Origin of the sequence: Bradyrhizobium mercantei, from assembly GCF_001982635.1 — a bacterium.
GTDB lineage: Bacteria > Pseudomonadota > Alphaproteobacteria > Rhizobiales > Xanthobacteraceae > Bradyrhizobium > Bradyrhizobium mercantei.
Genome location: NZ_MKFI01000014.1, coordinates 45,879 through 57,122, shown reverse-complemented (window position 1 = coordinate 57,122; position 11,244 = coordinate 45,879). Strand labels below are relative to the sequence as shown.

The window sequence follows — 11,244 nt, the reverse complement described above, 5'->3', positions numbered from 1 at the left end:
CTTGGGCGGTGCGCCGTAACGCGGTTATCTCGCATCGACGCGCCCCGATCGAGCCGTTGTTTGCATTGCTCAAGCGCGTCTATGGCCTCGCGCGCGCCCGCTATCGGGGCCTGACGCGCAATGCGGCAGCCTTCCAACTCGCAGCGATCGCGATCAATCTCCAGCGATGGGCGAGGACGCCACTCCACGTCGTCTAACCAAACCAGCCATCATGGCTCACCAACCCGAGCCACCCAACCGACCCACACCAATACCCCCAAGCTCCCGCCGATGCGATCGACTTTCGCAAAGCCCTCGCGAGAGCGGGTGAACCAGTATTCCAGAGGCGTTCGCGCTTGAACCGAGAGGCCGCGGCGTACTGGATCGCCCGGTCAAGCCGGGCGATGACAGCATTAGTGGGGACGCAGCTTCGCGCTCTCGCGACATGAATCGTCCGAGCCCTGCTCTATCCGCCGGTATCGCTCTCCACATTCCCGGCAATGCGATCCCGGACCGTCCGCGCGATCGCGGCCGGCGCCTCGTCGGGGATCGCAAAGCACGAGCTCGCATTGATCTCGCAGAGCACGTAGGTGTCGGCACCATCGGCGTCGCGTGGACCGTAGAGGAAATCCGCGTCCCAGATCACCGGCAGCGACGCGTCATCGATCGCCAGCATCTGCGTCATCTGCGGGATCCATTCGTCTTCCATCCGGCGTCGCAGCGGCTGGAATTGCGGCGCATCGGGGCCGTGCATGATGCGCGGTCCGGGCTGGGCTTGCGGTGAATCCGGGCCCTCCGGAGGCGGCGGGATCAACGCCTTGATCAGCTGGTGCCCAAAGCCCGCGACCTTCGATCCGGTGACATAGCAGCGGATCATGCCCTCAGGCAGGCGCGGCTGGAATGGCTGATCGATGATGCAGCCGCCCCAACCGAAATACGGCTCGCAACGTGCCATGAAATCATCCAGCGGTACCTGCTCGGGCTGGCTGCCGCGCAACGCGTGCAGCACGCGCACCATGGCGTCGGGCAAGGCCTCGACCTTCCAGACGCCCTGGCCGCCGTTGCCGCGGTTCTGCTTGAGCACGCGCGGACCGGATGCGCGCAGGCGCGTCGGGAATTCGGCGCGGAGCGCCGCGGCGGTGGCGTATCGATGGGTGTCGGCGCCCCAGCCCAGATGACGGGTACGATAGAGCACTTCCTTGATGCCCATCTTGAGGATGACGTCCGGATGCGCACTGACCCACGGTCGCTTTGCCGCGACCTCGCGCAGCAGCGGATCGAGCGCCGCGCGCGTCTCTCCCTGATGGATCGGATCGACCCAGACGAGAACGCCGTCCATGGCCAGCAGCTGGTCGCGGACGGCATCGGCGAAAGTTTCGTCGTAGATGGCGGGAACAGCGTCGATGCCGGCGGCGGCGAGCGCTTCGAAGACGCGAACGAAGCGGCTGTTCTGCGGTGTCGCCTCCCGGCGCGACGCGGCATCGCCTCGCGACAAGATGGCAATTCTGGAACGACGGGGGGTGTGCGGTTCGGTGTCCATTTGAAAGCTCCACGACGGGTTGTCGCGCAGAGCTTGGACCGAAGTCTCACGGGGAGTCTGGCTATCCCCGTGGGACCGACTCTAGACCACCCCGCAGAGGTTTCAAGAGGGATGACGTGGCTCGGATCAGAGTCTGATCCGGGATCACGCCATGATGCCGTGCCACCCCAGCCAGCCGGTGTAGAGGCCGACCAGCACGATCAGCGCGGCCGACACGTAGGGGGCGCGTTGCGCGAAGCGGCCGAGGCCGCCCCAGTGACGCTCGGCATGACGCAGGCTGAGCGCGGCCGCGACGCCTGCGGAGACCATCGTGATCGCAAGCCCGATGCCGAAGCACAGCACCAGCGCGAAGCCGAGGCTGAACTGCTTGAGCTGAAGGCAAAGCAGCAGCACGGTGATCGCCGCCGGACACGGAATGAGCCCGCCGGTCAGGCCGAACAGGATGATCTGCCACGTCGTGACGGTTCGTCCGGCAAAGCGCCTGCGGATGTCGGCGGCGTGCGCGCGCGCATGCGCATCGTCGGCGTCGCCGAGATCCATATGCGCATGGTCGTGCTCCTCGAACAGGACTTCCCCGGCCTCCGCCCGCACTGTGACGCGCGCCTTGAAGGCATGCGGCTCCGGAATTTCATCGATGCTTTCCAGATAGCCGTTGCGCTCGGCGAAGCCAAAATGCTGCTCGCTGCCGTCGGAGCGGATCGTCACCACGCTGACCTCACCGGCTGCCGGCAGCGCCCCGGCCTCGCTGCGCAACCGCCAGCGCGGCGGCACGCCGTCCTCGAAGACTTCGAGCAACACCGCTTGCCCGGCCAGGGTCAATTGGCGGGTCTCGTCGTGATGACGGTGATGATCGTGTTCCGAATTCTGCTCGCGCCAGGTGCGCCAGGCCATCCAGGCCGCGACCGCGATGATGATCGCGGCCGACACCAGTTGCAGCCAGGCCTCGCTGCGCTCACCGGACCATTGCTGGCCGTAATGCAGCCCGGCGAGCGCGACGATCCAGACGATCGCGGTGTGCGAGACCGTCGCCGACAGGCCGAGCAGCACCGCCTGCACCACCGTGCCGCGGATCGCGACGATGAACGCCGCCATCATCGTCTTGGAGTGGCCGGGCTCGAGACCATGCAGTGCGCCGAGCAGGATCGCACTGGGGATGAACAGCCACGCATGCGCGCTGCTCTGCTGAAGCAGCTGAGACAGATCGGTCATCGGTGTCACTTCAGGATCGGCTTCACTTCAAATAGGTACGAACGACGTCGATCAGGTCAGCGGCGCCCTGTGCTTTCTCCGGATCTTTTTCCCGGGATGGGTCCACCACGTGATGACGGATGTGATCCTCGAGCAGCTCGGCGGTGAGGCCATTGATGGCGCCACGAACCGACGCCACCAGCATCAACACGTCGGCGCAGCCGATCTCCGACTCCAGCGCCCGCTCGACGGCTTCGAGCTGGCCCTTGATGCGGCGAACCCGGCCGACGAGCTTGGACTTGTGCTTGATCGTGTGCGACATGCCAATAATATAGGGGGGTACCCTATATTGGTCAACACCGCTTTCGCGATTCTCGCTCGCCGTGCATCCGCGAAGGCGTCACGCAAAGTGCAGCGCCGACATGTTCCTGTCATGGGCGGTGAATTCTTGGTGATCCGCCGATCCGGCTCAGCGGTTGACAGCAACGCGCATTGGTCTTCTATTGGAGGCACGGGGATGTGCGATCTCCCCGCGAGGCGACATGCCCAAGAATCGCGTCCTGTCACCAAGGGCGCACCATGTCGTCATACACATCGATCTCATCCGAAAAACTGTCTCGTCTCATCGGCACCGCCAAGGCGCCGACGCTCGTCGACGTTCGCCTCGATGAGGACTTCTCCACCGATCCGCGCCTGATCCCGGGCGCGATCAGGCACTCGCATCTCAATGTCCAGGATTGGGCTTCCCGTCTCGGCGGCCAGTCCGTGGTCGTGGTCTGCCAGAAGGGGCAGAAGCTCGCCGAGGGCACCGCGGCCTGGCTCCGCTGCAGCAATATCGCAGCCGAAGTTCTCGAGGGCGGGCACCTCGGCTGGAGGCAGGCGGAATTGCCGACCGTTCCTGCCGACCGGATCCCGAAGCGTGACGGGCGCGGCCGCACCGTCTGGGTCACACGATCGCGCCCGAAGATCGATCGCATCGCCTGTCCGTGGCTGATCCGCCGCTTTGTCGATCCCGCGGCCGTGTTTCTGTTCGTCACGTCAGCCGAGGTCGAAGCCGTCGCCGAACGGTTCGAGGCCACGCCATTCGACATCGAGAACGTATTCTGGAGCCATCGCGGCGAACTTTGCACCTTCGACGTCATGGTCAAGGAGTTCGGCCTCTCGTCGCCGGCGCTGGAGCGGCTCGCGACGATGGTGCGGGCGGCGGACACCGCACGGCTCGACCTCTCGCCCGAGGCACCCGGACTGCTCGCAGCCTCGCTCGGCCTGTCGCGTATGTTCGACGACGACCTCGAACAGTTGAGCGCCGGCATGCTGCTCTACGACGCGTTCTATCGCTGGTGCCGCGACGCGACCCGGGAGACGCACAACTGGCCGACCAGCAAGGTGAAGCCGTGACCGACGTCGCGGCGAGAGCAGCGGCGCGCGGAAAGCGCGCCTCTCAATAGCCTGGGGCAGCACAACACAACCAGGAGAACAACCATGCAGAAGCAGAAGCTCCTTCACGTGATTCTTGCGGTCGCGGTCGCGAGCAGCGCGATGCCCGCCTGCGCGCTGACGCGGCATGAGCTCCGTGAACAGCAAAAAACGTCCGTACCGTTGCAGGCGGTGATCTTGCATCCGCCGGCGACCGAAACGCTGCGCGGCGTGGTCGATAGCGTCGATGAAGGCAGCGACACGCTGCTGATACGGCTGTCCCCAGACAGGACCGAACCATTCAAGGTCCAGGACGGCTTGATCTTCAATGCCGTCCGTTTCGGCGATTCCGTCGCAATCTCGGTGCAGACGATCTCGGGATTCCGAACCATCGTCGGGCTCTCGAAGCAATAGAGCCGCGATCCGAAGCATCAACGATGCCATCAATTCACATCTGGAGAGACCGATGACAGTGAACACCGAGCGCCGGAACTTTATCGCAGGGGTCGGTGCGGCCGCAGCATCAACAGCCGTGCTCGGCACCAACCAGGCCCTTGCCGAAACCAAACCACAGACAGGAGCCAAGGCGATGTCCTATCAGGCAAAGCCGATGCCGTTCGATCCGAAGTCGATCACCGGCATCTCGGAAAAGATACTGGTCAGCCACTACGAGAACAATTACGTCGGCGCGGTGAAGCGGCTCAACGCCATCGGCACGCAGCTTGCCGAACTCGACTTCGCCAAGGCGCCGAACTTTATGATCAACGGCCTGAAGCGCGAGGAGTTGATCGCCGCGAACTCGATGATCCTGCATGAGATCTATTTCGATGGACTCGGCGGCGCGGGCAAGCCGGGCGGCGCGCTCACTGAAGCGATCGCGCGCGACTTCGGCAGCATGGAGCGCTGGCGCGCGGAATTTTCCGCCATGGGCAAGGCCGAAGGCGGCGGTTCGGGCTGGGTGATCCTCGCCTACTCGCCCCGCGACAAGCGGCTCGTCAACCAATGGGCGGCCGATCACACGACGACGCTCGCCGGCGGCCGTCCGGTGCTGGTGCTCGATATGTACGAGCACGCCTATCACATGGACTTCGGTGCGGCCGCGGCACGCTATGTCGACATCTACATGGAAGCCATCCGCTGGGACAACGCGGCCAGACTGTACGAGCAATACTCAAAAGAGACTTGAGGAAGCCGCGAGGAGTTTTTCGGTGATTGCGCCAACAGATTTGCAGCGCGGCCGTTTGGCAGAACTGGCACGCTATTTCCTGCGGCTCGGCTTTCTTGGCTTCGGCGGCCCGGTCGCGCTTGTTGGGCAGATGGAGCGCGAACTGGTTGACGGCAAGAAATGGCTGACCAAGGAGGAGATGAGGGAATCGATTGCCATTTGCCAATCGCTTCCGGGACCGCTGGCGATCCAGGTCGGCATCTACGTGTCCTGGCTTCGCGGCGGCTTTTGGGGAGCCTGGGTCGGCGGATGGTGCTTCATCCTTCCCAACTTCGTCATCGTCGCCGCATTGGGAGCGCTTTACGTCTATCTCGGCGATCTCCAGCCGGTCACCGCGATCTTCTACGGCGTCAGCCCCGCCGTGATCGCGCTCATCCTTCACTCCTGCTACCGGCTTGCCAAGCTCGGCATGGAGGACTGGTTGCAATGGACGATCGCGGCGGTTTGCCTCGCCGTCACGGTCATCCTTCAGGCCGAAGTCGCGCTGCTGTTTATCGGTGCGGGTATCGTGGGCATTCTCTATTACGGCAGCCTGTTCAAACGTTCGTCCGTGACCTTGCCGGGGATTGCCATCGTACCGGCCGCCGCCGGTCCGATTGCCCCGGTCGCAAGCGGGTCCACGCTCTCCAAGCTGCTGCTGTTCTTCCTCAAGGCGGGCTCGCTGACATTCGGCAGCGGCCTCGTCATCGTGCCGTTCCTCGAGCAAGGGCTCGTGCAGCAGTACAACTGGCTCGATGAGCGGCAGTTTCTCATCGCGGTCGCGATCGGCATGATCAGCCCGGGACCGGTGGTGATCACCGCGACCTTTGTCGGCTATCTCGTGGCCGGATTTTGGGGCTCGGTCGTCTCCACGATCGGCATCTTCCTGCCGTCGTTCCTGCTGGTGCTGATCGTGGCCCCGCTGCTCGCACGGCATCGCGGCAACGCCAACGTACAGGGCTTTGTGAAGGGTGCCTATGCAGCCGCGATCGGAACCATCCTCGGCGCGTGCATCCTGCTCGGCAAGATCGCCATCGGCGACTGGCTCACGGCGCTGGTCGGAATCGTGTCGTTGGCGGTTCTGTTCCGCTGGAAGGTCAGCAATCCAATGCTGATCGCGGCCACTGCGGTGGTCGGCCTGATCGCATATCCGTGGCTACAGCCGGCCTGGGTGATGGTGAAGTGACGATTTCGGTAAGAGGTTGGCAGCATCTCGATCAGCACACGGCGACCCGACTTGAGCGGGTACTGGCAGACCACGTCGGTTGAAACACCGCTGCGCTATCGGCGTTGAGAATTCGCCTGCGGCGCCCTAAATCACAACGTGCCCCGCTCGCTCCCTGCGGCGCCGTCATTCCCAATCGAAGAGTTCATCTCATGCGACCCCACATCATCTGCCACATGGGCACGTCGATCGACGGCCGGCTTCATCCCAGCCGCTTCACCAAGCCGGCCACCGGGATCGCGGCCGACGTACTGCGCTCCCATTACGAACGGATCCATGACGGCTTCAATGCCGATGGCTGGATCATCGGCCGCGTCACCATGAACGAGATGGCCAAGGGCACCGAGCGGCACATCGCCAATGCGCCGAAACTGCCGCGCGAGCCGCATCTCGGCAGCCGCGACGGCCGCAAGCTTGCAATCGGCATCGACCCGTCGGGCCGCGTGCATTTCGGCAAGGACAATGTCGGCGGCGATCACGCGGTCGCGGTGCTCGGCGAACAGGTCACCGACAGCCATCTCGCCGAGCTGCGCGAGGACGGCGCGTCCTACATCTTCGCGGGCCTCAAGGGCGACGACCTGCCGGGCGCGATGGCGCAGCTCGCGGCGCTGTTCGGCGCCAGGACACTGCTGCTCGAAGGCGGCGGCGGCATCAACGGCGCGTTCCTCAAGCATGGGCTGATCGATGAATTCAGCACCTTGATCTTTCCTGCGGTCGACGGTGTCGCCGGATCGCAATGCATCGTCGACTATCACGGCGAGGCGGGCGACCGTCCCGGCGCCGGACAGTCGCTCCGGCTGACCCATTGCGAAACGCTGGAAGGCGGCATGGTCTGGCTGCGTCACGCCGTGGAGCGCGCGCCGGCCTGAGCCTGGACGTCTCGACAAGGGCGGCAATCGGGCTCACTCTCCCGTCGCGGACACGACGGATGCGGGGGCGGCATGGAGCATTGGCTTCGCATAGGCGCGAACGTCGCCTCGATCCTGACGTCGATCATCGCGGCCGGCGCCTCCATCGTGTTTTGGGTCAGCAAGCGCTCGAAACGGACGCGGCTGGAAAACTATCTGAAGGCGAAGAAAGAGAAATCGCCCGACGAGCTGTTCTCCGCGACGCGCCTGATGGCTGATCTCGGCATGACCGAGGCGGAGATCTTCGCGGCCAGTTTTGCCAGCCGCCACATCGCCCGGGACGTTCGCAAGGACGTCACGACCGGCTTCGCGGCGGAAGTGCTGTTCCGGTATCGCGACGATCCGATGTCACGCTGAGCGCGCGCGAGGGCGGCTGTCGATCGCCTATTGCCTCGGACTCTCCGGCCAACCGTTCCGGCACGCCGCGACGAAGAACGCGACACCGGGCGCGGTGTGGCTGCGCCGCGCGGTTGAGGGCGCGCCGGGCTGAACGCGCCGCGGAGAACGAAGCAAAGCGCGGCGAACCACGTCCGTCATGCACGGCTTGATGCCGGGCATGACGGGACGGCGCTTCACTCCAGTGTCAGAACTTGTAGCTCAACGCGGCGCGGGCAACGCTGAACCTGTTCTCGCGGCTGGCGTTGTAACGGATCTGGCTATTCACCGGATCGGTGCCCTGGAACGTCGCCGTGGCACCGCTGGTGCCGAGATCGACGTAGAGATACTCGGCGCGCAGCGTCCAGTTGTTGGTGAAGGCATATTCGGCGCCGCCGCCGGCGGTCCAGCCGACGCGGACGTCGGAATTGTCGCCAAGCCAAAGCCGCGACAGCCCCGTGGAAAACGCTTGGGAATGGACGATGCTGGTCTTCACCTCGCCATAGGCGAGACCGCCCGTCGCATAGATCAGCAGGCGCTCAGCCGGCACAAAGCCGATGCGCCCCCGCACGGTGCCGAACCAATCTATCTTGCTGGTGTTTGTGGGATTGAAGCTTCCCGTCACGCCGCCGGGGAGGGCGACGGTGATGCTGCCGTTCCTGGTAGATTTCAGGTCGACATAGTTGAAATCGGCTTCGAGGCCGAGGACGACCCTGTCGACCTGGTAATTGTATCCGACCAATCCGCCCGCGGTCACACCCGCCTGGTTGCTGTTCGAAGCAGGAACGAGGATGATGTTGGCCGGGGGGAGGATCGACGCGACATTGCTGCTCGTCGCGATATTCCCGCCATCATACCAGGCGCCGCCGACATTGACGCCGGCGTAGAAGCCGGACCAGTTGAACGCGGCAGCCACCAAAGGCGGAGCCTTGGTCCAGCTGCGCTCCGACAGGTCAGCGGCGGATGCCGCGCTTGCAAACCCCAAAAATGAAATCAGGCCAGCCCCGACAATTGCAAAACCACGCATTCCCATTCCCATTCCATTGCACCCGGCGAGATCGCCTAACTCTGGGTTGTGCCACGGACGGGAGACGTGCGACAGCATGCCTCATTCGAATTGGATTCTTTTCTGATCGCTGTGGCGAAGTTGCAACGGGCCGTGCTCGCAACCCAGTGATCGAACTTGCCTGAAGCAAGCGGATCAATCGGTCCCGAACCGGTATCCGGTTCTGCACCCGGCGACGAAGAATGCGACGCCGCGTGCCACATGCTCGTCGATCTCCGGGTCGAGCGCTTTCAGGTCGACCTCGAACAAGGCCCGCAACAGCATCGGCACCGCGATGATGTCGAGGAACAGGCGCGCCGTGGTCGGCAACTGCTCCGGCGCGAAGGCCGGCAGCTTGCCGAGTTCGTCGGATTGCGTCAGCTCGCGCAGCAGGTGAATGCCGAGCTCGGTGGCGAGCGCCCGCGCCCTGCGGTTGACGTTGGCGGCGAGATCCGGGAAGCGCTGCGCCTCCGCGATGGCGAGCCGCATCAGGCCGATCCGGTCGGCATCGAAGCCCCAATGCAGCAGGGTCGACGCCACACTGGTCAGGCGCTCCTCGATGGTCGCGCCGATCGGCGGGTCGGCCTTGAACTCAGCGATGCGTGACAGGATGTCCCGCGTCACCACCTCGGTGAACAGCGCCCGCTTGTCGCGGAAGCGCGCATAGATCGTGCGCTTGCCGGAGCGCGCGGCTTCCGCGATCTCATCAATGCTCGCCCCTTCGAACCCGCGCTGCAGGAACACCCTGCGCGCCGCGTCGAGGATGCGCGCATCGACCTCGCCGGCGAGCTCCTTCGGCGGCCGGCCGGCGCGCACCTCGATCGGCCTGGCCGCCGGCTTGGTCCGGGGCGCCCGCGGCATCTTCAGGGTACTGGTGGTCATCGCTCTGGGTTCCATGGGCCGGTCAGGCCGGCAATATCAGGCAATATAGCCTTATCACATCTAGTTGTAAATAGAACGATACAGTTCCGTTCCTATTGACGCTCGCCGCAAGCGAGACTATTTGCCGCACAGAACGGAACGGTACCGTTCCTTTTGGCGAAGGCCGTGCAGACCTCGCTCAACAGCCAGGAGCCGCCAGCAATGTTCGAAGACACCGTTTTGGAGCGCGACCAGCCAGGGCACGAGGGCATCGAGGGCTCGCCCGCTCCGGTCTCCCATGAGCCCAACATCAAGCCCGACAGCGCCGAGATCACCGCAAAGGCCCCCGCCGAGGAGCGCCCCGCAGGCAAGGTGCCCGCCCCGCCCGCAACGATCCCGCCGGAGGTCACCGGCAAGGCCGAGAGGCGCGGCTTCCTGCGCCGCCGTCCGGTCGTCTCCGCTGTTGGCGCGGTGCTGCTCGCCGCGACACTCGGCGGCGGCTATCTCTACATGGACTACACCGAGCATTTCGAATCCACCGACGACGCCTTCATCGCGGCGCGGCAGTCCGCGCTCGCACCCAAGATCTCCGGCTACATCACCGCGGTTCCGGTCACCGACAACCAGCATGTCAAGGCCGGCGATGTGATCGCCCGGCTCGATGACCGCGACTATCGCGTCGCGCTGGCGCAGGCCGAGGCGCAGGTCGCAGCCGCCCAGGCCAGCATCGAGAATGTCGATGCGCAGCTCGACGTGCAGCAGGCGCAGATCTCGGCCAACCAGGCCCAGGTCGATCAGGCGCAGGCGGCACTGACCTTCGCCCAGCAGCAGGCGACGCGCTACCAGCATCTGGAGCAGACCGGCTACGGCACGGTGCAGAATTCCGAGCAGTACACCTCGCAGCTGCATCAGCAGCAGGCGTCTCTCCTCAGCGCGCAGGCGACGCTCAACCTCGCACAGCGCCAGGTCGAGTCACTGAAGGCGCAGCGCAAGAGCGCGGTCGCCAACCTCGCGCAGGCCGAGGCGCAGCGCGATCAGGCCAAGCTCAATCTGTCCTACACCACGGTCACCGCCGCGCAGCCTGGCCGCGTCGTCAACCTGTCGGCCGCGGTCGGCCAGTTCGCGCAGGCCGGCACCAACCTGACCATGTTCGTGCCCGACCAGACCTGGGTTACCGCGAATTTCAAGGAGATCCAGCTCGACAAGATGCGCCCCGGGGAGAAGGTGACGATGAAGATCGACGCCTATCCCGGCCGCACCATCAACGGCCATGTCGAGAGCGTGCAGCCGGGCTCCGGCACCGCGTTCTCGCTGCTGCCGGCGCAGAACGCCACCGGCAACTACGTCAAGATCGTGCAGCGCGTGCCGGTGAAGATCGTGATGGACAATCCGCCGGCCGACGTCGCGCTCGGCCCGGGCATGTCGGTGGTGCCGACGGTGCGGATCAATGCCGCGCCGTCGCTGTTCGAGCGGCTTGGCAAGCTCTGATACCGGGAGGCTGTC

13 protein-coding genes are annotated in these 11,244 nt (G+C 64.8%); 8 read left to right on the top strand and 5 right to left on the bottom strand.

Annotation, left to right across the window (positions count from 1 at the left end; translation table 11 throughout):
* Positions 1 to 197 (top strand): transposase (locus BI327_RS39660; RefSeq protein WP_143271786.1); only part of this gene is annotated, 197 nt, incomplete at its 5' end.
* Positions 198 to 445: 248 nt separating this feature from the next.
* Here BI327_RS39660 and BI327_RS39655 read toward each other — a convergent pair.
* The 3 genes from BI327_RS39655 to BI327_RS39645 form a co-directional block, all read right to left on the bottom strand.
* The gene (locus BI327_RS39655; protein WP_076867070.1) at positions 446 to 1,519 is read right to left on the bottom strand and encodes a Cj0069 family protein; all 1,074 of its coding nucleotides are present in this window, start codon (positions 1,517 to 1,519) and stop codon (positions 446 to 448) included.
* A 144-nt stretch (positions 1,520 to 1,663) separates the two neighbouring features.
* Entirely contained in the window at positions 1,664 to 2,728 is a 1,065-nt protein-coding gene (locus BI327_RS39650) for a nickel/cobalt efflux transporter (RefSeq protein WP_076867069.1), read from the bottom strand.
* A gap of 22 nt (positions 2,729 to 2,750) precedes the next feature.
* Positions 2,751 to 3,029, bottom strand: coding sequence for a metal/formaldehyde-sensitive transcriptional repressor (locus tag BI327_RS39645; protein WP_050422196.1), 279 nt, complete (start codon positions 3,027 to 3,029; stop codon positions 2,751 to 2,753).
* 257 nt (positions 3,030 to 3,286) lie between these two features.
* On the opposite strand from BI327_RS39645, the gene BI327_RS39640 reads away from it, so the two are divergent.
* The 6 genes from BI327_RS39640 (at position 3,287) to BI327_RS39615 (ending at position 7,817) form a co-directional block, all read left to right on the top strand.
* On the top strand, positions 3,287 to 4,105 hold the full coding sequence (locus BI327_RS39640) for a chromate resistance protein ChrB domain-containing protein (protein WP_076867068.1): 819 nt from the start codon (positions 3,287 to 3,289) through the stop codon (positions 4,103 to 4,105).
* 84 nt (positions 4,106 to 4,189) lie between these two features.
* Positions 4,190 to 4,537, top strand: a complete 348-nt coding sequence (locus BI327_RS39635; protein ID WP_076867067.1) for a hypothetical protein — start codon at positions 4,190 to 4,192, stop codon at positions 4,535 to 4,537.
* 52 nt (positions 4,538 to 4,589) lie between these two features.
* A complete protein-coding gene (locus tag BI327_RS39630) occupies positions 4,590 to 5,309 on the top strand; it encodes a superoxide dismutase (protein ID WP_143271785.1) in 720 nt (239 codons plus the stop codon).
* 22 nt (positions 5,310 to 5,331) lie between these two features.
* Positions 5,332 to 6,513, top strand: coding sequence for a chromate efflux transporter (chrA, locus tag BI327_RS39625; protein ID WP_076867066.1), 1,182 nt, complete (start codon positions 5,332 to 5,334; stop codon positions 6,511 to 6,513).
* Positions 6,514 to 6,704: 191 nt separating this feature from the next.
* Positions 6,705 to 7,421: a dihydrofolate reductase family protein gene (locus BI327_RS39620; protein ID WP_076867065.1), complete on the top strand. Its 717-nt coding sequence runs from the start codon at positions 6,705 to 6,707 to the stop codon at positions 7,419 to 7,421.
* 72 nt (positions 7,422 to 7,493) lie between these two features.
* Positions 7,494 to 7,817, top strand: coding sequence for a hypothetical protein (locus tag BI327_RS39615; RefSeq protein WP_076867064.1), 324 nt, complete (start codon positions 7,494 to 7,496; stop codon positions 7,815 to 7,817).
* A 226-nt stretch (positions 7,818 to 8,043) separates the two neighbouring features.
* Here the strand turns inward: BI327_RS39615 and BI327_RS39610 are convergent, their stop codons facing one another.
* Positions 8,044 to 8,940: an outer membrane protein gene (locus tag BI327_RS39610; RefSeq protein ID WP_089025724.1), complete on the bottom strand. Its 897-nt coding sequence runs from the start codon at positions 8,938 to 8,940 to the stop codon at positions 8,044 to 8,046.
* Between the two features lie 96 nt (positions 8,941 to 9,036).
* Positions 9,037 to 9,762: a TetR/AcrR family transcriptional regulator gene (locus BI327_RS39605; protein ID WP_159450528.1), complete on the bottom strand. Its 726-nt coding sequence runs from the start codon at positions 9,760 to 9,762 to the stop codon at positions 9,037 to 9,039.
* A 201-nt stretch (positions 9,763 to 9,963) separates the two neighbouring features.
* Here BI327_RS39605 and BI327_RS39600 point away from each other — a divergent pair, with 201 nt between their 5' ends.
* On the top strand, positions 9,964 to 11,229 hold the full coding sequence (locus tag BI327_RS39600; protein WP_394329916.1) for an HlyD family secretion protein: 1,266 nt from the start codon (positions 9,964 to 9,966) through the stop codon (positions 11,227 to 11,229).
* Positions 11,230 to 11,244: the final 15 nt, after the last annotated feature.